The 22368-nt window shown below is 68.9% G+C and carries 21 protein-coding genes and 1 pseudogene; 13 read left to right on the top strand and 9 right to left on the bottom strand.

The features are described from left to right. Positions 1-137 precede the first annotated feature (137 nt). Positions 138-539 carry an AMP-binding enzyme gene (locus BLW86_RS03965; protein WP_093872712.1) on the top strand — a complete coding sequence of 134 codons (402 nt, stop codon included), beginning with the start codon at positions 138-140 and terminating at the stop codon, positions 537-539. A gap of 99 nt (positions 540-638) precedes the next feature. Here BLW86_RS03965 and BLW86_RS03960 read toward each other — a convergent pair whose 3' ends face one another. The 7 genes and pseudogenes from BLW86_RS03960 to BLW86_RS03930 all read right to left on the bottom strand — a co-directional run bounded on the left by BLW86_RS03960 (position 639) and on the right by BLW86_RS03930 (position 8710). Further along, positions 639-1328: a TetR/AcrR family transcriptional regulator gene (locus tag BLW86_RS03960; RefSeq protein WP_093872711.1), complete on the bottom strand. Its 690-nt coding sequence runs from the start codon at positions 1326-1328 to the stop codon at positions 639-641. 411 nt (positions 1329-1739) lie between these two features. Beyond that, positions 1740-2572: pseudogene (locus BLW86_RS03955) on the bottom strand (IS701 family transposase). Between the two features lie 156 nt (positions 2573-2728). Continuing rightward, on the bottom strand, positions 2729-4291 hold the full coding sequence (locus BLW86_RS03950) for a long-chain-fatty-acid--CoA ligase (RefSeq protein WP_093872710.1): 1563 nt from the start codon (positions 4289-4291) through the stop codon (positions 2729-2731). 46 nt (positions 4292-4337) lie between these two features. Next, on the bottom strand, positions 4338-4685 hold the full coding sequence (locus tag BLW86_RS03945; RefSeq protein ID WP_256341197.1) for a hypothetical protein: 348 nt from the start codon (positions 4683-4685) through the stop codon (positions 4338-4340). Between the two features lie 58 nt (positions 4686-4743). Next, the gene (locus BLW86_RS03940; RefSeq protein WP_093872709.1) at positions 4744-6123 is read right to left on the bottom strand and encodes a flavin monoamine oxidase family protein; all 1380 of its coding nucleotides are present in this window, start codon (positions 6121-6123) and stop codon (positions 4744-4746) included. A gap of 5 nt (positions 6124-6128) precedes the next feature. Continuing rightward, positions 6129-7190 (bottom strand): alpha/beta hydrolase, encoded by a 1062-nt coding sequence (locus tag BLW86_RS03935; protein WP_093872708.1) that lies wholly within the window; start codon positions 7188-7190, stop codon positions 6129-6131. Then, on the bottom strand, positions 7187-8710 hold the full coding sequence (locus BLW86_RS03930) for a flavin-containing monooxygenase (RefSeq protein ID WP_093872707.1): 1524 nt from the start codon (positions 8708-8710) through the stop codon (positions 7187-7189). The genes BLW86_RS03935 and BLW86_RS03930 overlap by 4 nt, the downstream gene beginning before the upstream one ends. Positions 8711-8878: 168 nt before the next feature. On the opposite strand from BLW86_RS03930, the gene BLW86_RS03925 reads away from it, so the two are divergent. From BLW86_RS03925 to BLW86_RS03900, 7 genes are read left to right on the top strand one after another with little or no spacing between them, the layout of a single operon-like run. After that, on the top strand, positions 8879-9535 hold the full coding sequence (locus BLW86_RS03925) for a hypothetical protein (protein ID WP_093872706.1): 657 nt from the start codon (positions 8879-8881) through the stop codon (positions 9533-9535). Further along, complete coding sequence (locus BLW86_RS03920) at positions 9528-10871, top strand: glutamine synthetase family protein (protein ID WP_093872705.1); 1344 nt, start codon at positions 9528-9530, stop codon at positions 10869-10871. Before BLW86_RS03925 ends, BLW86_RS03920 begins: the two co-directional genes overlap by 8 nt. A 20-nt stretch (positions 10872-10891) precedes the next feature. After that, complete coding sequence (locus BLW86_RS03915; RefSeq protein WP_256341196.1) at positions 10892-11677, top strand: gamma-glutamyl-gamma-aminobutyrate hydrolase family protein; 786 nt, start codon at positions 10892-10894, stop codon at positions 11675-11677. Positions 11678-11727: 50 nt separating this feature from the next. Further along, positions 11728-13257, top strand: coding sequence for an AMP-binding protein (locus BLW86_RS42905; RefSeq protein ID WP_256341195.1), 1530 nt, complete (start codon positions 11728-11730; stop codon positions 13255-13257). A 3-nt stretch (positions 13258-13260) separates the two neighbouring features. Next, positions 13261-14034 carry an enoyl-CoA hydratase/isomerase family protein gene (locus BLW86_RS42900; RefSeq protein ID WP_256341194.1) on the top strand — a complete coding sequence of 258 codons (774 nt, stop codon included), beginning with the start codon at positions 13261-13263 and terminating at the stop codon, positions 14032-14034. Then, positions 14031-15128: a Zn-dependent alcohol dehydrogenase gene (locus tag BLW86_RS03905; RefSeq protein WP_093872703.1), complete on the top strand. Its 1098-nt coding sequence runs from the start codon at positions 14031-14033 to the stop codon at positions 15126-15128. The genes BLW86_RS42900 and BLW86_RS03905 overlap by 4 nt, the downstream gene beginning before the upstream one ends. 25 nt (positions 15129-15153) lie before the next feature. Continuing rightward, positions 15154-16617 carry an aldehyde dehydrogenase family protein gene (locus BLW86_RS03900; protein WP_093872702.1) on the top strand — a complete coding sequence of 488 codons (1464 nt, stop codon included), beginning with the start codon at positions 15154-15156 and terminating at the stop codon, positions 16615-16617. A 60-nt stretch (positions 16618-16677) separates the two neighbouring features. Here the strand turns inward: BLW86_RS03900 and BLW86_RS03895 are convergent, their stop codons facing one another. After that, positions 16678-17286, bottom strand: a complete 609-nt coding sequence (locus BLW86_RS03895; RefSeq protein ID WP_093872701.1) for a TetR/AcrR family transcriptional regulator — start codon at positions 17284-17286, stop codon at positions 16678-16680. A 256-nt stretch (positions 17287-17542) separates the two neighbouring features. Between BLW86_RS03895 and BLW86_RS03890 the strand changes: the two genes are divergently transcribed. Together BLW86_RS03890 and BLW86_RS03885 are read left to right on the top strand one after the other, a co-directional pair. Then, positions 17543-19009 (top strand): MFS transporter, encoded by a 1467-nt coding sequence (locus tag BLW86_RS03890; RefSeq protein ID WP_093872700.1) that lies wholly within the window; start codon positions 17543-17545, stop codon positions 19007-19009. A 59-nt stretch (positions 19010-19068) separates the two neighbouring features. Next, the gene (locus tag BLW86_RS03885; protein WP_093872699.1) at positions 19069-19818 is read left to right on the top strand and encodes a hypothetical protein; all 750 of its coding nucleotides are present in this window, start codon (positions 19069-19071) and stop codon (positions 19816-19818) included. Here the strand turns inward: BLW86_RS03885 and BLW86_RS42895 are convergent. After that, positions 19808-20005 carry a hypothetical protein gene (locus BLW86_RS42895; RefSeq protein WP_256341751.1) on the bottom strand — a complete coding sequence of 66 codons (198 nt, stop codon included), beginning with the start codon at positions 20003-20005 and terminating at the stop codon, positions 19808-19810. The two genes, BLW86_RS03885 and BLW86_RS42895, sit on opposite strands and share 11 nt — an antisense overlap. Here BLW86_RS42895 and BLW86_RS42890 point away from each other — a divergent pair. The 3 genes from BLW86_RS42890 (at position 19946) to BLW86_RS03870 (ending at position 22168) form a co-directional block, all read left to right on the top strand. Continuing rightward, entirely contained in the window at positions 19946-20074 is a 129-nt protein-coding gene (locus BLW86_RS42890) for a hypothetical protein (RefSeq protein ID WP_256341637.1), read from the top strand. The genes BLW86_RS42895 and BLW86_RS42890 overlap by 60 nt on opposite strands. Beyond that, a protein-coding gene (locus BLW86_RS03875; RefSeq protein ID WP_371129441.1) for an IS5 family transposase occupies positions 20058-20908 on the top strand; the annotation gives its coding sequence in 2 pieces (ribosomal slippage) (positions 20058-20409 and positions 20409-20908; 852 coding nt in all). The genes BLW86_RS42890 and BLW86_RS03875 overlap by 17 nt, the downstream gene beginning before the upstream one ends. Positions 20909-20983: 75 nt before the next feature. Further along, complete coding sequence (locus BLW86_RS03870; RefSeq protein WP_093878477.1) at positions 20984-22168, top strand: IS701 family transposase; 1185 nt, start codon at positions 20984-20986, stop codon at positions 22166-22168. Positions 22169-22368: the final 200 nt, after the last annotated feature.

Here is a 22368-nt window from a genome sequence, read left to right as displayed (position 1 = left end):
CGACGAGATCGACGGCACGCGGAGCCTGTTCCAGTACCCCGGCATCCGCTCCGACTCGGACATGCTGACGTTCGGTTTCGGATTCAGGCCCTGGACCCACCGGAAGTCGATCGCCGACGGACACCTCATCCTCAGTCGTGGACGGCTGGCTGCACACCGGCGACATCGTCCGGGTGGACGACGCCGGACGTGTTTACATCGTCGACCGGATCAAGGACATCATCAACCGCGGCGGTGAGAACGTCTCCAGTGTGGAGGTCAAGGCGGCCCTGCTCTCCGCTCCCGGCGTCACGGACGCCGCGGTCCTCGGTGTGCCCGATGACGTGATGGGCGAGAAGGTCGGGGCCGTCCTTTACGGAGGCCGGGGCGAGATCGACCTCACCGCCGTCATCGCGCGCTGTCAGGACCGACTCGCCGACTTCAAGGTCCCCCAGTACGCCACCGTCGTCACCGAAGCGCTCCCACGCAACGCGGGGGGGGGCAAGCTCCTCAAGAACCGGATACGGGAAGAGGTGCGGTGGGACGCCCCACTGCGGTGACACACGCCAAGGGCGGGCAGGCCTCTGGAGGGCCCGCCCGCCCTTGGCTTCCGGCGCCACAGAGGGACGCGTGAACGCCGCTCGCGGTGTCCGGAAGCATCATTCGGCCCGATGGGCCGTGCTCTTCTCCGCGTAGGTCTCGAGGTAGGCGGTCACCAATCGCTTCGCCTCGGTCATCGTCGCCTCGTCCCCGTTCCGGTCCTGCTGGAACGCGATGTCGAAGATGCGCCCGCCGGCTTCGAACGCCAGCTTCATCACGAGAAGCGGCGTGTCGACGCGCAACAGTCCGCGGCCGATCCCCAGTCGCCACAGGCGTTCCGCGACCTGGTCGTCGAACTCCTGGAATTGGGCGCTCAAAGCCTCATGACGACCGGAGAACCAGAGCTGGACACAACTCGGGTGTGCCCGGAAGTACTCGACGATAGGGTCGAACACCAGGCCTACGACGTCGGAGATCGATCGGAACTCCTCGCCGTCGATGCCGTCGAGCACGCCGAGCAGCGCGTCACTGTGACGCCTCATGATGGCCGCGTCCACCTGGTAGCGGTCATTGAAGTAGTGGTAGACGGACGGCGTCGGGATGCCGGTCCGTTCTCCGATCGCCTTGAGGGTGGCTGCTTCGTAGCCACCCTCCGCCAGGATCTCCTCCGCGGCGTCCAGGATCGCCTTGACCCGGGCAACCCCACGACGCTGCAGTGCCGCTTCCGGCCGGGCAGGTGCCTGAGGCGCCCCCGCCGTGGCGGCTGCCGAGCGGCCGCGTTTCGGCTCGTCCGCACTTTCCCTAACCACGTGAGCCCCCAGCCGGACAAGCAAAGTCGATCATGAGTCAACAGTTTAGCAAGGGGCGATCGGGAGGGATCTTGTCCCTTCCCTTGACATTGCCTCGCGAAAATAGCGAACTCGAATCGACTTTGATCTTACGGATGCTCGCACCGTCGGTGCAGCACGCGTGAGGAACGGTGAGATGGCAAGCCACAGCATCGACTACAGGACCTTCACCGGACGGATCGAGGCACCGTCTGACGTGAGTCCAGCACTAGTACTGCAACGGTGTTTGATGTGACTGATGGCCAGGTCAGGGACTGTGTCCGCGTCGTTTGTGGTGACTGGTGCGGGCCTGATGCCGACGTCGTCGGCGCCAGTGTGACCAGTGCAAAATGTGCTCGACGGGTGCGGGGCGTGGGTTGGTGAGGCGAGTGATCAGCCGTCGTATCTCGGCGAGGCCGAGGTGGATGAGCCGGGGGGATCCGTTTCTGCTTTGTCGGCGTCGAGCTCGCGGGCCCGCAGGATCGTGAGGCAGGCGTGGACGGGGTGGTCGATCGCCCACCGGGTGACGACGGTGTCGTGCCGGGTGGTGGCCATGACGTGGAAGAGGTCCGCCGCCTCCAGCTCTGATCGCCAGCCCTTGGAGAAGCCGTAGGCGGCATCCGCGGTCACCCACCGGAACGGGGTCTTGTCCGTGATCGCGCGGCGGACCATCGCCTTGGCCATGGCCACCTTGGTCTCGAAGGCAACCTCGTCGCCGATGCCGGCCCGGCGGCACCTTTCGCGGTCGTCGGTCCAGGAGGCGGGCAGATACAGACGCCGGTCGATCAGCGTCCGCCCGCGGTTCGTTGCATAGACGAGGAAGACCCCGATCTGGCAGTTCTCCGTCCGCCCGGCCGTGCCGGAGTACTGGCGCTGGACCCCGGCCGAACGCGTATCCCCTTCTTCAAAAAGCCGGTGTCGTCCACGATCAGCACCGCATCCGGGTCGCTGAGGTGCTCGACGACGTATTCGCGCACGTCGTCCAGGACCTCCTCCGCATCCCACTCGATCCGGTTCAGCATCCGGTGGAGGCGGTCCGGGCCTGCGTGGCCGGCTTCCTCCGCCAGCGTCCATCGGTTCTTCCGCTGCAGCGGAGCGATCAGGCCCCGCATATAAGCCAGTGCGGACTCCCGGGGCTCCGACCTGCTGAAACGGTGCATGAACCGCCCATGCACAGCTTCCAGTTCGCCCGTCCACCACCTGACATCAGCAAGGTCCCCACCCATGACCACACCAACGACCAACCTGGCCATCAGTCATGGCAAGCACCGTTGCAGTACTAGAACTCAAGTCCGGGCCGGGGCTCTCGCGCCGTTCTCCATCCGTGCCGATCCGAGGAAGGCCCGCCGCAGGGGTCCGGGCTGTAAGCGGACCGGTGCGGGTCAGTCGGACGGTGGCGGGACGAGTTCCCGCTTGAGGATCTTGCCGGTCGCCGTCATGGGCAGGGCTTCCCGGAATTCGACGAGCCGGGGGTATTTGTGGCCCGCCATGTTCTGCCGGCACCAGGCCACGATGTCCTCCTCAGTGACCGTGGCTCCGGGCTTGCGGATGACGAAGGCCTTGACCTCCTCGCCGTGGCTGGGGTGGGGGACGCCGACGACGGCGGCGAGGCTGATGTCCGGGTGGGTGAGCAGCACCTCTTCGACCTCGCGGGGGTAGACGTTGAAGCCGCCCCGGATGATGAGGTCCTTGGTGCGGTCGACGATGTAGAGGTAGCCGTCGGCGTCGCGCCTGCCGATGTCGCCGGTGCGAAACCAGCCGTGCGGATCGATCGCCTCCGCCGTCGCTTCGGGGCGGTCGAGGTAGCCCTTCATGACGTTGTGGCCCCGGATGTGGATCTCGCCGGGTTCGTCGGCGTCGGCCTGGGTGCCGTCGCGGCGGGTGACCCTGACCTCCACGCCCCACACCGGAAGTCCGATCGAGCCGGGTTTGCGGGGGCGGTCGACGCGGTTGAATGTGGCGACGGGGCTGGTCTCGGACAGGCCGTAGCCCTCGAGGATGGGCACATTGAAGCGTTCCTCGAATGCCTTCAGCACCTCCACCGGCAGGGCTGATCCTCCAGAGACGCTGATCCGCAGGTTGGCTGCGATGCCGGCCAGGTCGAACCGGTCCGTGTCCTCGAACGTCAGCAGGGCCCAGTACATCGTCGGCACCCCGGCGAAGAAGGTGACGTGCTCGCCCTGCAGGAGCTCCAGGGCCGACGCGGCGTCGAAGCGTGGCATCAGCACCATGGTGGCGCCGGTGGCGAATCCCGCGTTGAGCTGGACCGTCTGGCCGAAGGAGTGGAACAGGGGCAGGGCGAGCAGGTGGACGTCATGCGGTGCTGTCCCGAACAGACGGTTCGCCAGCAGCGCGTTCTGCACCATGTTGCTGTGGGTCAGCTCCGCGCCCTTGGGTCTGCCCGTCGTACCGCTGGTGTAGAGCACGACCGCGGTGTCGCTCTCGCGGGTCTGCACCGTGTCGAACGTGGCGGGCAGGTCGCGGGTGAAGTCCTCCAGCGTCGGTACACCGGTCGGCTGCGCCTCGCCGGAGGGGGCGGCGGTGAGGAGGACGAAGTGCTCGCAGGTCGGTGTGGACTCGTATGCCGCGAGACCCGCCTTCGCCATCGGCAGCTGGGCCGTGCCCTCGAAGCAGAGGTACGCCTTCGCACCGGAGTCCTGCAGGTGGTAGGCGATCTCCCGTTCGGTGAGCAGGACGTTCAGCGGTACGACCGTCGCCCCGGCCTTGAGGATGCCGTAGTACGCGATGGGGAAGTAGGGCAGGTTGGGGCAGCTCAGGGCGACCCGGTCACCGGGGCCGACGCCGCGCGCCGCGAGCGCCGCCGCGACCCGGTTCGCCTCGGCGTCGACCTGTGCGTACGACAGCCGCGTGTCGCCCAGCACCACGGCGTCGCGATCGGGTAGTTCGCGTGCGGTGTGTTCCAGCAGTACAGCCAGATTGAGCATGGGTGGTCTCCAGGGAGGGGTCGGGTGGGGAACCCGGCAGAGGTGGTCAGCCGCGCGGCGCGGAGGCGAAGATCCTCGGCAGCGCGGACCAGCGGGGTGTGGCGGCGAAGTCGGTGAGAAGCCGGCCCGTGGTGTCCGCGGTGCGGTTGGTGACGAACCACGGGGGCTTGGGGGACATGACCATCTCCCTGTGCACCACCGACCGGGGCGAGGGGCGGAACGGACCTCGTACGACCGTGCGTCCCGGCCCGTCCAGCAGGAGGGCGTTGTGCACGACGTCGATGCCGCTCTGCACGTCGTCGAGGGTGTGGCTGGGGTAGGCGCCCCAGGTGGCGGTCGTGGTCAGATGGCCGACGCCGGTCCAGGCCAGGCGCCCGGCGGACGCCCTCGGCATCGGCACCGAGACCAGGACCTGTCGAAGCCGGCCCAGGCTCCCCGCGTGACGGATGTGATCAGCGCTGGTTGGAGGAACTGGCGCCAGCCAGGCTCGACAGCACCTCGAGGGCGGCCCGCTCACCAGATGCAGCGGCGTCGGCGAGTGAGGGGACGTCCAGCTGGTAGTCGCCGGCGAAGTGGACGGGTCCGATGTTCTCGCGGAGCGTGGCCAGCGAGGCCCGGCCGCCGGGAGCCCAGAACGGCACCACCCGCGGGTGACGGCGGAGGATGCCCGGCTCGAGCTTCCCCTGCAGCTCCGGATAGAGCTGGAGGAGGTCGGCGGTGAACCGAGCGACGATCTCCTCGTCGCTGAGCTCGAAGAGCTTGTCGGCCTCGGCGCCGCCCGCAAAGCAGGCGAGTGCGCCGCCGGGCTCGCGCACGCCGTCACGGCGCATGGCAGCGGCGTGGTTGAAGACCGCCTGGAACGACAGCTCCGGCGTGGAGACGGCGAGGAAGTCGTCCCACTGCTGTGGCCCCTCCTCGTGGGTGAAGAACCCCACCACGACGTACCGCCCATAGCGGATGGCCTCGAAGGCGCTCCGGTACTCCGGGGGCAGGTCCGGCAGGATCTTCACCGCGACGTCCGCAGGCACGGCGACGATCGCGCGGCCGGCCCGGATCCGCGCCGGTCCGTTCGCATCTTCGAAGTCCACGACGACGCCCTCTGCGGTCCACTCGACCGTGCGGACCGGGGAGCTGAGCCGGATCCGGTCGCCGAGGTCCTCGGCCAGGATGTCCGTGAGGGTCTGGTTGCCACCCCGGGGCAGGGTCAGGTTGGGGACCTTCTCGGGGTCGGTCAGCAGGATGCCCATCGAGAACACGAACTGCGTGGCGGCGGTCTCCTCCGGCTCACAGCCCATCCACTGGCCCGACCAGGAGCGGACCATCTCGCGTGCGAGCTCCGACTTCACGCCGCGCAGCACGAAGTCCGCTCGCCGGTCGTCGAGCTTCGCGCGGACCCGCTTCGCCCACCGGTTTTCGGGGTTCATCTCGAGGAAGGGCACGTTCGCGAGGATCCGTGTGCCGACGGCCGCGAGGCCGAAGCGGTCGCGCCAGGTCATCTTCGACCGGAACATCAGACTGAACGGGTTCGAGGTGTCGACCTGCTTGCCGTCGAGCGACAGCGCGACGGACTTGCCCTCGAGCGTCCCGAGCGGGACCTGGTGGCGGTGGAGCGCGTCGATCAGGGGGCCGGTGCCCTCGGTGAACTGCGTGCCGACGTTGATCCAGTAGTCGCCCTTGCGGACGGTGTCGACGCGTCCGCCGGCGCGGTCACTCGCCTCGAGGACGACGACGTCGCGGTCGGCGAGCGTGGTCGCGGCCATGAGTCCCGCGATGCCGGCGCCGATGACGACGACCTCGTGGGTCTCCTCGCGGACTTTCTCTGCTCTGGTCATGGTTGTCAGCTCGCCTTCGGGACAGAGGGGGTCGTACGGTCGAGTGCTGTGGAGACGGAGGCGACGAGGCGCTCGGTCGCCTGCCGACAGCTCGGGCTGATCGCGGTGTAGGAGAGGTAGCCGTGGACCTGTCCTCCCTCGCGGGTGACCTCGGCGGGGACCCCTGCCTGGAGGAGGGCGTTCGCGTAGGCGAGGCCGTCGTCGTGGAGCGGGTCGAAGCCGGCGAGGTTGACGATCGCGGGAGGCAAGCCGGCCAGCGAGGTCGCCCTGAAGGGCGAGACACGTGGATCCGCAGGGTTGGTGCCGGCCGGCAGGTAGTTCTCGACGAACCAGGCGATCTGCTTGGCCGACAGCGCGGGCGATCCGGCGAACTCGTCCTGCGAGGGGCGGTGCTCCACGAGGTCGGTCACGGGCTGGATGAGGACCTGGAGCATCGGCTGCACCGCCTCGTCGCGCAGCTGCTGGCACAGGACCGCGGTGATGTTGCCACCGGCGCTCTCGCCGGCGACGACGATGCGCTGCGGGTCGACGCCCCAGTCTGCGGCGTGGTCGACGACGTACCGCCAAGCGGCGAGCGCGTCGTCGTGCGCTGCTGGGAAGGGGTGCTCGGGGGCGAGCCGGTACTCGACCGACAGGACGTCGGCGCCCGTGCCGTGCGCGAGCATCCGCGCCGGGGCGGTGTAGCTGGCCCGGCTGCCGATGACGAACCCACCCCCGTGGAAGAAGAGGACGACGCCGCGAGCGCGTGTGCCGGAGCTGTAGCGCGTGGCCGGCAGGCCGTCTCCGATCTCGATCTCCTCCTCGACGGCACAGGGCTGGATCCGTGCGGCGAAGAGCGCCAGATCGCGCTCGGTCGTCGCGCGGGCTTCCACGGCCGACATGTCGCTGAAGTCCGGACCGGACTCGACGAGCTTCATCAGCAGGGCCAGGTCCGGCGCCATGCTCTCGCCGGCGCTGTTGACCGGGGGTCGTGCAAGCAGCCGCTGGACCCCCGCCGGCAGGCGGCTCAGGGCGATCAGGAAGGCCCGCTGCATCCGCTGCGCCACGGTGAAACGCGCCGCGCTCATGACGCTGCTTCCACGCTCGTGACCCGCGCCGGGGTGCCGGCCCGGGTCGAGAAGCGGATGTCCTCGTGGATCAGTCGTCCCTTGAAGAGTCGGTTGTCCCGCACGAAGGTCGTGTGCATCTGCCACGGCAACGCCCTGCCCTGGTGCGGCAGTTCGTCCTTCGCGCGCTGCATGTAGCCGGACGAGAGATCGAAGAGCGCCTGCGTGGGCATTCCTTCAGGCGGAACGGGCACGGCCGTGTCGTAGCCCTTGCTGTCCATCTCGCGGATCACGGCCGCGGCGAGGCGGCTCACGTTGCTCACTCGCAGGGTCCAGGTCGCCTTGGTGTAGCCGAGCATCATGGCCCAGTTGGGCACGCCGGAGATCAGGGCACCGCGGTACAGCACCGCATCTGACATCTTGACCGGGACGCCGTCGACGGTGGGCTGGATGCCGCCCAGCATCTGCATGACGAGGCCGGTCGCGGTGACGATGACGTCGGCCTCGAGCGTCCGACCTGACGTCAGCAGGATGCCCTCGCTGGTGAACCGCTCGATCCGGTCGGTCACCACGTCGGCGTTCCCCTCACGGATCGCCGTGAAGAACTCGCCGTCAGGGGTGGCGCACAGGCGCTGGTCCCAGGGGCTGTAGGGCGGCGCGAAGTGGGTGTCCACGTCGAACCCTGCCGGCAGCTGCTTGGCCGTCCACTTGCGCAGCAGGTTGCGCCCGAAGTTCGGGAACCTGCAGAGCACGGTCACGATGAGGTGGTCGGACCAGATGTTCTTGAACCGCGTGGCGGCGTACCCGCGCTTGACGCCGAAGAGCTTCATGAGCCGCTGGGCGAGCTGGTCCACCCTGGGGATCGACGCGACGTAGCTCGGGGTGCGCTGGAGCATGGTGACGTGGGCTGCCGCGCCCTCGCCCGTCAGCATCGCGGGGAGCATCGTCACGGCGGTCGCGCCGCTGCCGACGATGACCACGCGCTTGCCGCTGTAGTCGTAGTCCTCGGGCCAGTGCTGCGGGTGGAGGATGTCGCCCTGGAAGTCGTCGCGACACTTGAAGTGGGGCTCGTAGCCCTCGTCGTAGCGGTAGTAGCCGGTGCTGCTGAAGACGAATCCGGTCCGAATGGTCTTGCGCGCTTCGTTGCCCGCCTCGTCGGTCACGGTGACCTGCAGCGACCACTGCGCCGTCTCGCTGGACCAGTCGGCGGCGGTGACCCGGTGACGCAGCCGCAGGATCTTGTCGAGTCCGAACTCCTTGACGGTCTCGACCATGTAGTCGCGGATCAACGAGCCGTCGGCAATCGCCTCCTTGTGCAGCCACGGCTTGAACTCGTAGCCGTAGGTGTGCACGGAGTCGTCGGACCGGATGCCGGGGTACTTGAACAGGTCCCAGGTGCCCCCGACCGCGTCGCGGCCCTCGAGCAGGAGGATCCGCTTGTCGGGAAAGTCGGCCGTCAGGTACTTCGCGGCACCGATGCCGGAGAGCCCGGCGCCGATGATGACGATGTCAGCGACCTCGGTCGGCTTGTCGTGCTCCATGTCTCGGGCTCCCCACAAGTTAAGCATCTGTTTACGTCGGATGACTAAATATCTGCAGGCGGGGTCTGGCCGTCAAGTGGTTGACGACGCCCGTCCGAGCCCTCACTATCCTAATCAGCCATTTGAAGCAGATGATTAAGTTGCTTGCTGGAGCCGGAGGGTCAAGGAATGACGGACAGCACAACGATGGACACACCGCGTGTGCGGCAGTCCGAGACACGGGTCGTGGTCGAGGACGACGCGAGCCCGCTGGTCCGGCTCATCGGGCGCACGCTGCGCGATGCGGCCCTCTGCGGCCACGTCCCGGAGGTCCTGGCACGCACCACCGGCGTCGTGGCCGTCCGCTCCCACGACACACCCCAGGCCGCCACCATCTCCTTCCGCGAAGGTGCCATCGAGGTGGAGAGCGGGGTGCTCGTCGAGCCCGATGCGACCGTCGTCGTCGACCTGAACGCCCGCTTCTCGGCGGTGGAGGGTCCTGAGGGTGACTCTGGGCTGGGCGCGAACGCCCTGATGGCACTGACGCCGCCGCTGCCGCACTGGCGAGCGGCGGGCCAGCGGTTCTGGGAGGTGGCCCGGGGGATCCGGGGCATCCCGGATGTGCTGGTTGTCGACGCGCATGGCCCCGACGGCGCGGAGCGCGCTCGCTTCGGTGTCGGCGAGAGCGAGTACCTCATCGTCGGACCGGCTGACCTCCTGGCCGGTGTTTTCTCCGGTGCGGATGACTTCCTCGCCTCCCTTGCCGCAGGTGTGCAGGTCAAGGGCTCGTTGTCGCAGCTGTCGGTCATGACGGCCGCTTCCTGGAAGGTTCGTTTCGATGTCTGACCACCCGCAGTCCGCCCGCCGGGTCCGCCTCGAGGCGACCAATCACGAGGGCAGCCTTCTCGGTAAGAACGTGACCCTGGCGAAGTTCGACGCGGGCAAGGAGTCCGGCTTCGCGTTCGCCGACATCCTCTTCGCGATCGACCTCAGCAACGAGATCGTCCTCGGAGACGCCTTCCCCGACTGGCGCGGCAACATCTACGACATCCACATGGTGCCGGACATGGCGACGCTGGTGGAGTGGAAGCCGGGCCTTGACTCCGTCATCGGCGACTACTGGCTCAAGGACGGCAGACCGGTCCCGATCTGCCCGCGAAACCTGGTCCGCCGGCTCGTCGCGCGACTCGCGGACCACGGCTACACCGCGACGGCCGCCGTCGAGATCGAGGCGACGCTCTTCGAGGAGTCGGTCCAGGAAGCACGCAAGGTCGGTTACCGCGACCTGACGCCACTCGGCGGCAGCGCCGGCGCGACGTACCACGTGGCGAGGTCCAGCGACTGGGTCGAGTACATGGAAGCCGTCGTCGACCGGCTCGACAGCGTGGGCATCAGCTGGGAGGCGTGGACGGACGAGGCGGCCCCGGGCCAGACCGAGCTGAACCTTGCGCCCACCGATCCCGTGACGCTCTGCGACGGCTGGGCACGGACCCGCCAGGTCATGCGGGAGGTGGCCTTCCAGCAGGGCCACACCGTCTCGTTCATGGCCAAGCCGACCGCCGGTTTCGGCCAGGGTGCCCACATCAACATCTCGCTGCAGCGCGACGGGGTGAACCAGTTCTTCGCCGACGACGGTCCCTCGGAGCTCATGGAGCACGCGGTCGGTGGCCTGCTCGCCACGATGGAGGGCGCGACCTCGATCGTGCTGCCACAGATCACGTCGTACCGCCGACTGGTGGACCTCACGGGCCCGCCGACGACCGTGAGCTGGGGCGTCAACAACAAGACGGCCGCCGTTCGCGCCATCACCGGCCACCCGAAGTACTCCCGTCTCGAGTACCGGCTGCCCGGGTCCGACGTGAACCCCTACTTCGCGCTCGCGGCGGTGCTGGCCGGTGTGCTGGCCGGCACCGAGCGGCAGATCGAGCCGCCGGCGCAGGTCACCGACATGGCCTGGTGCATGCCCGACGACGGCATCGTGAAGCGGATTCCCGACACGATGTCGAAGGCGGGCGCCGCCCTGGCCGCGGACCCGTTGCTGCGGGAGTACCTCGGCGACGAGTTCGTCGACTTCTGGGTCGCCTCGCGGCGCTGGGAGTGGATGGAGTTCCACACCAAGGGCGGCGACCCCTTTGCCGAGCTCTCCCAGTGGGAGTCCACCCGCTACTTCGAGCTCCCGTGAGCTCGGGTCAGGAGGCAGTGGTGAAGAAGCCCTTGATCGGTGTCACCGGCCGGCGATTCCGGTTGTCCCTGCTCCACGCCGCCGACCCGCGGTACGGCGACCGGTGCGTGGACACGGCCCTCGCAGACTTCGCGACCCGGATCGCCGCAGTCGGCGGACTGCCGGTCCAGCTCTCGTTCGACGCCGAGGCCGAAGCGGCCTGCGACTGGCTCTCCGGTGTCGTGATCAGCGGCGGCCAGGACGTGCATCCGGCGTGCTGGGGTGGCGACACATCCGTCGTCGGCGACCTCGACCCCCGGGCGAACCCGTCGGTGCACGACGTCGACCGGGACGCGTACGAGATCGCGTTGGTCCGGGCCGCACTCGAGCGCGGCATCCCCGTGCTCGGCGTCTGCCGAGGACTGCAGGTGCTCAACGTCGCACTGGGCGGCACGCTCATCCCCGACCTCCCGGCCGGCACGGTGAGCCACTTGTCCGCCGAGACGGCGCCCAGTGACGGCGCAACCGACCACGTGGTGACGTTCGCCGACGGCTCGCTCGCGTGGGATCTGTTCGGCGAGCAGATGACGACCAACTCCTGGCACCACCAGGCCGTCGACCGCTGTGGCTCGGGCCTGGTCGTCACCGGACGGACGAGCGACGGCGTGGTCGAGGCAGTCGAGCTGCCCGGATCGCCCGTGCTGGGCGTCCAGTGGCACCCGGAGTGGATGGTCAGCGCCGATCCGGCGCTGACCTGGCTCGTGCAGGCCGCCTCGACGCATCTGGCGGAGCGCAGCCACATCGAGATCGAGAGGTGCACACCGTGACCCCGGCAGTGAAGCCTGACCAGGCAGCCGAATCCCCGTCGATCACGACCTTGACAGCTCTGCTGGCGCAGCGCGCCGAGGATGCGGCTGAACGTGAGTTCCTGCGCTTCGGCGAGCGCTCGTGGACCTTCGCCGAGATCGACGTCTGGACCTCCCGGCTCGCGCGTCGTCTGATCGACGTCGACGGCATCGAGGCCGGCGACCGCGTGGCGATCATGCTCCCGAACGTCGTCCAGTGGCCGGTCTTCTGGCTGGCCGCGCTGAAGGCCGGCGCTGTCGTCGTACCGGTGAACTCGTCCTACCAGCGAGGCGATCTCGAGTTCGTCCTGCGTGACTCCGGGGCACGCCTCGTCGTCACCGACGCCGAGCGAGCGGGCCTGGTCGCGGACGTCCTGGCCGACAGCGACGAGCTGGCCGGCGTTCGCGTCATCGACATCGCCGACGACGGCTCGGAGCCCTTCCCCGTGACCGCCCCGGTCGTGGCGGTCACGGGGGAGTCCCTCGCCAACCTCCAGTACACCTCCGGAACGACCGGCTTCCCCAAGGCCTGCATGCTCACGCAGGACTACTGGGTCCGGCTCGGCCGGCTCTGCGCCGCGGCGACTGGAGTCGGAGACGAGGATGTGCTGCTCACCTCGCAGCCCTTCTCCTACATGGACCCGCAGTGGAACGTCGCCCTCGCTCTGACTGCCGGTGCGCCACTCGTGGTCCTGCCACGCTTCTCGGCGTCGACCTTCATGGCCGACGTGCGCCGCCACGGCGTGACCTTCTTCTACGTCCTCGGCTCCATGCCGACGTTGCTCTTCAAGCAGCCGCCCGCTGCCGAGGACCGGGAGAACGACCTTCGCATGGTGTTCTGCTCCGGCATCCCGGTCGGCCTGCACGCCGAGCTCGAGGAGCGCTGGGGTGCGCCGTGGCGCGAGGTCTACGGCATGACCGAGACCGGGATCGACCTCTTCACCCCGTTCGACGACACGACGGTCGTGGGCAGCGGCAGCCTCGGCCGGCCGGTGGCGACCAAGCAGGTCCGCGTCCTGGCCCCCGACGGCACCGACGTACCGGACGGCGAGCCGGGCGAGCTCGTCGTGAAGGGCGTCCCGTTGATGCGCGGCTACTGGAACCGCCCCGATGCCACGGCCGACGTGCTCCGCGACGGCTGGCTGCACACGGGCGACCTGGCGGTCCGGCGTACCGACGGCGGGATCCAGCTGGTCGGGCGGATCAAGGACATGGTTCGCCGCGGCGGCGAGAACGTCGCATGCGTCGAGGTCGAGGCAGCACTCGAGCGCGACGAGCGCGTGGTCGGTGCGGCCGTCGTGGCCGAGCCCGATGAGACGCTCGGCGAGGAGGTCAAGGCGTTCCTCCAGCTCGCGCCCGGCGTACCGGCCGGCCGGGAGACCGCCGAGAGCATCGTCGGGAAGGCGGGCGCCGAGCTGGCCCGCTTCAAGGTGCCCCGGTACGTCGAGTTCGTCACGGACTTCCCCCGCACCCCGTCCGAGCGCGTCTCGAAGCCCGCCCTCAAGGCGCGCGCCGCGGCCGCGCCCGGCATCACCCACGACGTCCGTCGACGAAGGAGCTAGACCATGTCATCCCCCACCAGCGGCACGGATCGTCTCACTGTCGACATCATGCGCGGTGTCGCCGTGCTCACCCTCGACCGTCCCGAGAAACTCAACGCCCTCGACGTGACCACTCGGCTCCGGCTGGCGGCGCTCGTGCGCGAACTCGGCACCGGGGAGCCCGTGCGCGGAATCGTGCTGACCGGCAAGGGACGCGCGTTCTCCGCGGGTGAGGACCTCAGCGCCGTTCCCGCCACCGACGAGCAGTTCAAGCAGGCCTTCGAGAGCTTCCACGACATCACCCGGGCGATCCTGGAGACGCGGGTCCCGGTGATCGCCGCCGTGAACGGCCTCGCCGTCGGAGGTGCCTCCGAGATCACGCTGTGCTGTGACGCCCGCATCGGCACGCCTGCGACGGAGTACTACCAGCCCGAGAACTCCCGCGGCATCACGATCTCCAACGCCTCCAGCCTGCTGATCGGCCGGCTCGTCCGTAACCACGCCATGCGCATGGTCCTCGGGTCCCCGCGCATCGGTGCCGACGAGGCGCTGCGAATCGGGCTCCTCGATGAGCTCGTCGAACCTGACCAGCTGATCGACCGGGCCATCGAGACGGTCCACGCGTGGACGCCGGAGGGCGGCACCACGGCCGTCCACCTCGCGCTGCTGCGGCCCCGACTCGAGGAGATCGAGGACGCGTTCGCCCGTGAGGACGTGGCCGCGTGGGAGTCGTGGAAGAGCGGCCTGCTCACCGCCGGCGTCGCTGGCTTCTGGACGACCAAGGAGACGACATCATGATCGAGACCACCGCAGCGGTGTTGACCGCCGTCAACGAGCCCCTGGAGCTTGCCACCATCCGGGTCGACGATCCGGAGCCGCACGAAGTCCGGGTCTCGGTCATGAACGTCGGCCTGTGCCACAGCGACCTCCACTACATGACGGGCAGCGTGCCCATCGACCTCCCGGTCGTCCTCGGTCACGAGGTCGCCGGCGTGGTCGAGTCGGTCGGGTCGGGCGTGACCTCGCTCCGGCCGGGCGACCGCGTCACCGGTGCCCTCACCCCTTCCTGCGGCCGCTGCCGGAACTGCGAGGCCGGCCACGCGACCCAGTGCCTGCGGCTGGACGACGTACGCCGTCGGCAGCGGCCGGCGTTCCAGACCACGGATGGTCAGGCGATCGAGCGCCTCGGCTCCATCGGCGCCTTCTCGCGGCACGTCCTCATGCGCGAAAACGCGCTGGTGAGGCTCCCCGACGACGTACCCCTGCACGTGGGGTGCCTGCTGTCGTGCTGCATCGTCACCGGCGTCGGCGCGGTGTTCCGCGGCGCGCAGGTGCGCCCCGGCAGCACCGTGGCGGTGGTCGGCTGCGGGGGCGTGGGCTCCGCGATCATCCAGGGCGCCCGGCTCGCCGGGGCCTCCGCCATCGTGGCCATCGACCTCGACGACCTGCGGCTGAAGGCGGCACGTACGTACGGCGCCACGCACGTGATCAACGGCGGTGACGGTGACACGGTGGAGGAGCTCCACCGGCTGCTGGGTGACGGCGTCGACTACGCCTTCGAGGCGGTCGGTTCGGCACGGACCGCGCAGACCGCCCTGGCGCTCGTGCGTCCGACCGGCACCGCGTGCCTGGTCGGCATCGCGCCCATGGGCACCGAGATCAGCGTCCCGGCCCTCGACTTCTTCTTCCAGGAGAAGCGGCTCATCGGCTCGTACATGGGATCGGGGCAGGCACGGGAGGACATCACCCAGTTCGCCCGGCTCTACCAGCAGGGTCGCCTGCTGCTCGACGAGATGGTCACCCGGGTCATCCCATTCGCCGAGATCAACGAAGGCTTCGAGGCGATGAAGGCGGGCGATGTCACCCGCATCGTCGTCGACCTCGACTCCTGACCAACCAACCGCAGAGGTGAGCCTGATGACCAGCTACGACATCCCGATGCCCCAGCCGGTGAACTACATCGCCGACGCGTGGAGCGACTGCGTGACGGTCGACGACGCGTGGAACGTCGACCCCAACACCCGCGAGCCGCTCCACCGACTCGTCACGACGACGCCCGACGACCTCGAACGCGCTCTCCAGCACGCCGAGCGTGCGTACGAGGGTCGGGCCTGGGGCGAAGAGGAGCGACGCGAGCGGGCCGAGGTCCTCGAGCGTGTCGCGGCGATCATCGAGACCCGCACCGAGGAGATCGCGCGCACCGACGCGATGACGAGCGGTACGCCGATCAGCACCACGCGCACGGTGGCGTCGTTCCTGCCGTTCCGCATCCGGGCTGCCGCAGCCGACCTGCTCAGCACCCCGCGCATCACCGCCCTGGAGGCCGACGCGCGCGACGTACGCCTGCACAAGGTGCCCTGGGGTCCGGCCGCGATCCTCACGCCGTGGAACGGGCCGAGCTTCATCCCGGCAGCCAAGGTCGTGAGCGCAATGGCGGCCGGCTGCCCCGTCATCCTCAAGCCGTCCGAGCATGCGCCCGGCAGCGCCCAGATCGTCGCCGAGTGCTTCGTCGAGGCGGGCCTGCCGCGCGGTGCGCTGCAGCTCGTGCACGGGACCGGCGACGTCGGTGCGCGACTGACCTCGGACCCACGTGTCAAGGTCGTCTCCTTCACGGGCGGACCGGAGGCGGGGCGTGCCATCGCGCGGTCCGCAGCGGAGGACTTCAAGGTGCTCCAGCTCGAGCTCGGCGGCAACAACCCCGTGATCGTGCTCGACGATGCCGATCTCGACGTCACCGCCGACGGCATCCTCGAGGGCATGACGAAGCTCAACGGCCAGTGGTGCGAGGGACCGGGCAAGGTCCTCGCACCCCGCGCGCTCGTGGAACCCCTTGCCGAGGCCCTCACCGAGCGGATCTCGAAGTTGGTCGTCGGTCACAGTCTCGACGAGGGAACCGAGGTCGGGCCGATCTCCAACGCTCCCCACTTCGCCACCCTGCGGAGCCGCGTGGACGGACTGCGGGAGCTGGGAGCCACCGTTCACCAGCCTGCGCAGCTGCCGGGGCTGGGCGGCTTCTTCATGTCCCCGACGGTCGCGGTCGGTGCCGACCCGGCCAAGGCCACCGCCGAGCTCTTCGGCCCGCTGGTCTCCCTGCACGCCGCGGACACCACCGACGAGGCGCTCCGCATCGCGAACGCCGCCCCCTCGGGCCTGGACGCGTACGTGTTCGGCCGGGACACCGACCGCGCGATCGACATAGGCTCCCGCATCACGGCGGGCGAGGTGCGTGTCAACGGCGCGAAGGTGGCCGACCTGGGCGCCGGCTCCGCGCAGAGCTTCTGGGGGCCGGCCGGCCTCGGCGGCCACGGTCCGGACGAGGCCGTGCGCGTCTTCTGCGGCGACCGGGTGGTGGGTGTCGACTCGCCTGACCTGCCGCTGTGACACGGGAGCCCTCCCGCCTGCGTGCCGCCGGCGACGTGGGCGGGAGGGATCGCGGCTGGGTCAGCTGCCGGCGCGCTGGGGCACGCGGCACCCGGCGAGCCACGTGTCGAAGACCGACAGCGTCAGCTCGATCTGGGCCTCCGCCCTGGCCCTGTCGCCGTAGGTCAGCCAGTTGACGGCGAACCCGTCGGCCAGGGTGCCGAGGACGTAGACCATCTCGTCGAGCGTGTCCGGATCGACGGGATCTTCGGCGGCCGCCTCCTGCAGCGCCGTTCTGGTCGAGGCCACAGCCTCATCGAAGACCGCAATGCCGCGGTCCTCGTGCTGGCGTCGCGCCCACATGACCAGCTCGAAGGTCGCGGCGGCGAAGTTGGGTGAGTCGAGGTAGTGGGTCATCAGGCCGCGAAGGATCTGACGGGCGGACTCCGCGAGCGTGGAGTGCGGATCGCTCTGCTTGACGATGTCGCCGTACGTCGTGGCGACGTGCGCGAAGACGTCGGAGAAGAGCGCCTCCTTGGAGTCGTAGCAGTAGTGCACCATCGCGACGTTGGCCTTGGCCTGGTCGGTGATCCGCCGCGTCGTCGCACCGTCGATCCCATGGGTCGCGATCACCTCGATCGCTGCTGCGATGAGGTCTCGCCGCCGGTCGGCGAGGGAGATGCGTGCCATGACGACTCCTGTTCAGAGGAGCACCCAGAAGTTAGGTGCTTGATTAAGTCAAGACGAGCGTAGCAGGGCGGCCTCGCCGGCTGGAGGGTTCGCTGCGCGCCCCGCGTCGACGGTAGTGGACGCTTCTTGAAATTAGTCATTCATTTTGAACACGCATCTTGAACGTATGATTAAGAAATGCGTACCGTCATGAGCCGATCGCATGACTCGATCTGCGGGACACGGATCCCCGTCGGATCCGGAACGGAGAAACCTCATGACAGAGACGCACGAGCGGAGCCGGGGCGCCCTCTCGGGAGCGGGGACCAACGCGAGCAGGGCAGCGCTGATCGGAATCGGGTCGCTCCTGGTCGTACTGACCAACGCGGTGATCTTCATCCTCCCGCCGCTGCTGCCGGTCATCCAGGCGCAGTACGGGCTCGCGACCGTCGCCGAGACGACGTGGCTCTACACGGCACTGACCCTCGGTGGCGGAGCGGGCTTCATCCTGCTGCCCCGTCTGGCCGACCTGCATGGTGACCGGAACGCCAACGTCGCGGCGGCGACCTTCCTGACCGTCGGCGCCCTCGTGCCGGCCCTGGGGGACAGCTACCCGACCCTTCTCGCCGGCTGCATCCTCATGGGCTTCGGCGGAGCGGCGCAGGTGCTCCCCCTGGGATTCCTGAGACGTGGCCTGGGGGACGGCGGCATCACCGTCGCGGTCGCGGTCCTGGTCATCGGCACCGGCCTCGGCATCGTCGCCGGCATGATCGGCGGCGGCCTGATCGTGCAGAGCCTGTCCCTGCGGAGCTTCTTCGTCATCCTCACCGCGGTCGGCGCTGCCACCACACTCGCGTCGTACCTGTTGATCCCGCACGCCCCGCCCGTCGTCCGGACCGGCCGCATCGGCGTCGTCGGCACGGTGTGGATGATCGCCTGGGTCGCGGCGATCCTCTTGACGCTGACCCAGGGCCTCGTGTGGGGCAACGCCGCGCTGGTCCCGTTGGCGCTCGGCGTCGCCGGCGGGATCGCCTGGGTGAGCGTCGAGCGCAGGTCGCCCACGGCGGTCTTCGACGTCGCGATGATGAAGGCGCCCCTCGTCACGGCCTCGTGCATCTGCATCGCCTTGTTCGCGACGGTGAACTCGGCCTTCCTCCTCCTGGTCAGCACCTACGCCCAGATCATCCCGGACGCACTGCGTCCCGCGGACGCTTACGGCCTCGGCCTCAGCGCGCTGGACACTGGTTGGCTGATGGTGCCCTTCGCGGTGACGTTCGTCGTCGGCGGAGCCATCGTCGACCGCCCCGTCAACAACGGCCGAGCAGTTCCGGTCTTCGTGATCGGAGCGATCATCAGCGCCGCCGGACTTGCCTGGCTCGCCCTCGCCCACGACCAGCAGTGGCACTACCTCGTGGGCGCGGCCATCGTCGGCCTCGGCTGCAGCATGGGCTTCGCGGCCGGTTTCACCCTGGTGCAGCTGGCGGTTCCGGCCGAGAAGGCGGGGATGGCGACCGGGGTTGCCGGCACGTTCCTGGCCGTGGGCTTCGCCTTCGGTACGGCGCTGGTCAGCGCCGACCTGAGCGCGTCCCTGGTACCGGTGCCCGGAACCAGCCTCGAGGTTGCGGCCGAGGGCCTCTACGGCACCGGCTACTGGATCTCCGGAGTGCTCGCGCTCCTGGTCGTCGTGACCGTGCTCGTCTCCCGTGCCCGGTCGGGACGGCGTGCTGCCGCCATCGGGTCGTAGCCGGAAGCGGCACGAGCCGGACCGAACAACACCGATCACCTGAAGGAAAGAAGAGAGACATGAGGGACGACATCTATTCACTGGCGTTCTTGGTCGGCGACGTGATCATGATCGTCGCCGGCTACTGGGCCGGCTGGAAGTTCATCAAGCGGTACCGCAACTACCTGCTCGGCATCGAGTGGTTCATCATTGCCACCTCAGGCGTGAACTTCCTGGTCTGGGCGCTCCGCTTCCCCGAGGACAAGGAAGCCGGCGCGGCCAGCCTGCAGTACTCCGCCGCCTTCTTCCTCGACGCCTTCTCGCGCTCGGTCGGCGTCACCCTGCTGCTCGTCGTCGGGTTCCTGGCCGTGACCCACCGCCACAAGTCGAGCATGGCGGTCGACATCGCCATCTTCGTCCTCGGCATCGGCGCAGGTCTCTACCTGGGGCAGCCGAAGTTCCAGGACCACGTGGACGACTCGGGCCACCACATCCTTTACACCGGTCCGGCGACGATCTACCTCGTCGTGAACCTGCTGACTCTCGTCTTCCTCGTGTACGTCACCAAGCGGCTGTGGGACATCGGGGCGACCAAGGTCGCGGTCGCCACCCTGCTGGTCAGCGTGGCGTCGACCGGGATCGCTCTCTCGTACGACTTCTTCCCGTTCCCGAACTCCGTCGATCCGCTCGAGAATCGCCCGCTGTTCTACTCGATGGCCCTCACGGTGTGGGGCCTGCAGCTGTTCACCTACCTGTTCGCCTACCGCGCGCTGCACGAGCACAACGAGCGCATCAGCACCCGGGAGGCCAGCCATGCCCTCAGCCACTGACCACGTCGAGTAAGCCACCTTCACCGGCTGGGGCGACCCGCCCGCGGACTTGGAGCCCGACCTCGCCGATGACCTCGACTGCCAGGTCGCCGTCATCGGCGGTGGCATCAACGGGATGTCGACCGCGCTGCGGCCGGCCGAGCGCGGCCAGGACGTGGTCCTTCTGGAAGCCGAGTTCTGCGGCCACGGGCTAGGGGGTGTCTTCAAAGCTGATCAAGTGATGAGAGATCATGTCGGCCATGGTGCGTCGTCATGAGCTCTCGGATGCCGAGTGGGCTGTGCTGTCACGGTTCCTGCCGAGTTCGGGGACCGCGGGCCGGCCCCGCACGGACGACCGGTTGGTGCTGAACGGGATCGTGTGGAAGCTACGGACCGGCTCGGCCTGGCGGGACGTGCCCGAGCGGTACGGCTCCTGGCAGACCCTGTACACCCGGTTCCGCAGGTGGGCCCTGGACGGCACGTTCTCCCGGGTACTGCGGCAGGTCCAGGCGGAGAAGGACACGGCCGGGGACCTCGACTGGCTGGTCTCGGTCGACTCCACGATCGTGCGGGCCCACCAGCACGCCACCGGCGGCAAAAGGGGGCACGAGACGGGGACGAAGCGGGTGATCACGCCCTCGGCCGATCCCGTGGCGGACTGAGCACCAAGCTCCACCTGGCCTGCGACGGGCGAGGGCGCCCGCTCGGCTTCGTCCTCTCGGGCGGCAACGCGAACGACTGCACCCGGTTCGAAGCCGTCCTGGAGTCGATCCGCGTTCCCCGCAACGGGCCGGGCCGTCCGCGCACCCGGCCCGACCACGTCATCGCCGACAAGGGCTACAGCTCCCGGAAGATCCGCCGCTACCTGCGACGACGCGGCATCACCCACACGATCCCCGAACGCGTCGACCAGGCCCTCGGGCGCCTCAACCGGGGCTCGCACGGCGGCCGGCCACCCGCTTTCGACCGGCGGATCTACCGCCTCCGCAACGTAGTCGAACGCTGCTTCAACCGGTTGAAGCAATGGCGCGGCTTGGCCACCCGCTACGACAAAACCCGCGAGTCCTACCAGGCTGCCGTCACCATCGCCTCAATCCTGCTCTGGATCTGACCCCTTTGAAGACGATCTCTAGTACTGCAACGGTGTTTGCCGTGACTGGTGGCCAGGTCATTCGTTGGTGTGTTCATGGGTGGGGAACTTGCTGATGCCCGGTCGGGGGCGGGTGAACTGAGGGCTCTGCATGAGCGGTTCGTGCACCGTTTTGCCAGGTCGGAGCCGCGTGAGTCGGCGCTGGCGTATATGCGGGGCCTGGTCGCTCCACTCGAGCGGAAGAACGGCTGGACGCTTGCCGAGGAGGCCGGGCATGCGGGCCCGGACCGGATCCACCGGCTGCTGAACCGGATCGACTGGGACGCGGACGAGGTCCTGGACGATGTCCGCGAGTACGTCGTCGAGCATCTCGGCAACCCGCAGGCGGTGCTGATCGTGGACGACACCGGCTTCCTGAAGAAGGGGATCCGGTCGGCCGGGGTCCAGCGCCAGTACTCCGGAACCGCGGGCCGGACGGAGAACTGCCAGGTCGGCGTGTTCCTCGCCTATGCCGCCGGCCGCGGCCGCACCCTGATCGACCGGCGTCTCTACCTGCCGGCGTCCTGGACCGACGACCGCGAACGCTGCCGGCGGGCCGGCATCGGCGACACGGTCGTTTTCGAGACCAAGGTCGCCATCGCCCGGGCCATGGTCCGCCGGGCGATCGAGGAAAAGATTCCGTTCCGGTGGGTCACCGCGGACGCCGGCTATGGCTATTCCAAGAGCTGGCGGACCGAGCTGGAACGGGCGGACGTCTTCCACGTCATGGCCACCACCCGCCACGACACCGTCGTGACCCGCTGGGCCATCGATCATCCCGTCCACGACCTGTTCCACGAGCTGCCGAGGCAGAAGTGGAAGCGCCGATCCTGCGGGAACGGGGCCCACGGGCCGCGGGTGTTCGACTGGGCCAGGGTCGAGGTCCGGCCCTGGCACCGGGAGGACCGGCGGCACTGGGTGATCGCCCGCCGCAGCGTGAGCCGGCCCCAGGAGATCTCCTACTACATCGCCTACTGCCCCGCCGACACCACACTTGACCAGCTGATCTGTGTCGCCGGGGCCCGGTGGGCGGTCGAGGAGTGCTTCCAGAGCGCGAAGCAGGAATGCGGCCTGGACGACTACCAGGTCCGCCGCTACCCCGGCTGGCACCGCCACATCACCCTGGCCATGGCCGCCCACGCCTGCCTCACCGCCCTGCGGGCCCGCGAACTCGACGCCGACAAAGCAGAAACGGATCCTCCGGCCTCGTCCCCCTCAGCCTTCCCGAGCTCAGACGGCTGATCCACCACCTCACCCACCGCCGGCCGGCCTCGGTCGACCATGTCCTGCACTGGTCGACCTGGCGACGCCGACGCCAATACCAAGCTCGTCTCAGCCACTACCAACGACGCGGCCACACACCACCAGAAACTGCCCAACCATCAGGTCAAAGACCGTTGCAGTACTAGTGATCGCCGGGAACGACGTCCGCGTGGCGGCGG

The sequence above is a fragment of the Streptomyces sp. TLI_105 genome (assembly GCF_900105415.1).
Classification (GTDB): domain Bacteria; phylum Actinomycetota; class Actinomycetes; order Streptomycetales; family Streptomycetaceae; genus Streptomyces.
Note: the sequence above shows the minus strand (reverse complement) of the source record. Positions and strands in the feature narration are given on the sequence as shown.

What these genes read in the sequence shown, in the direction of transcription:
- BLW86_RS03935 (WP_093872708.1), bottom strand. Translation starts at nt 7,190, where the DNA reads ATGAGCGCGGCGCGTTTCACCGTGGCGCAGCGGATGCAGCGGGCCTTC.
- BLW86_RS03885 (WP_093872699.1), top strand. Translation starts at nt 19,069, where the DNA reads ATGAGGGACGACATCTATTCACTGGCGTTCTTGGTCGGCGACGTGATC.
- BLW86_RS03940 (WP_093872709.1), bottom strand. Translation starts at nt 6,123, where the DNA reads ATGACCAGAGCAGAGAAAGTCCGCGAGGAGACCCACGAGGTCGTCGTC.
- BLW86_RS03920 (WP_093872705.1), top strand. Translation starts at nt 9,528, where the DNA reads ATGTCTGACCACCCGCAGTCCGCCCGCCGGGTCCGCCTCGAGGCGACC.
- BLW86_RS03925 (WP_093872706.1), top strand. Translation starts at nt 8,879, where the DNA reads ATGACGGACAGCACAACGATGGACACACCGCGTGTGCGGCAGTCCGAG.
- BLW86_RS03930 (WP_093872707.1), bottom strand. Translation starts at nt 8,710, where the DNA reads ATGGAGCACGACAAGCCGACCGAGGTCGCTGACATCGTCATCATCGGC.
- BLW86_RS03900 (WP_093872702.1), top strand. Translation starts at nt 15,154, where the DNA reads ATGACCAGCTACGACATCCCGATGCCCCAGCCGGTGAACTACATCGCC.
- BLW86_RS03945 (WP_256341197.1), bottom strand. Translation starts at nt 4,685, where the DNA reads ATGCCGAGGGCGTCCGCCGGGCGCCTGGCCTGGACCGGCGTCGGCCAT.
- BLW86_RS03870 (WP_093878477.1), top strand. Translation starts at nt 20,984, where the DNA reads ATGGGTGGGGAACTTGCTGATGCCCGGTCGGGGGCGGGTGAACTGAGG.
- BLW86_RS03950 (WP_093872710.1), bottom strand. Translation starts at nt 4,291, where the DNA reads ATGCTCAATCTGGCTGTACTGCTGGAACACACCGCACGCGAACTACCC.
- BLW86_RS42900 (WP_256341194.1), top strand. Translation starts at nt 13,261, where the DNA reads ATGTCATCCCCCACCAGCGGCACGGATCGTCTCACTGTCGACATCATG.
- BLW86_RS03890 (WP_093872700.1), top strand. Translation starts at nt 17,543, where the DNA reads ATGACAGAGACGCACGAGCGGAGCCGGGGCGCCCTCTCGGGAGCGGGG.
- BLW86_RS03895 (WP_093872701.1), bottom strand. Translation starts at nt 17,286, where the DNA reads ATGGCACGCATCTCCCTCGCCGACCGGCGGCGAGACCTCATCGCAGCA.
- BLW86_RS03905 (WP_093872703.1), top strand. Translation starts at nt 14,031, where the DNA reads ATGATCGAGACCACCGCAGCGGTGTTGACCGCCGTCAACGAGCCCCTG.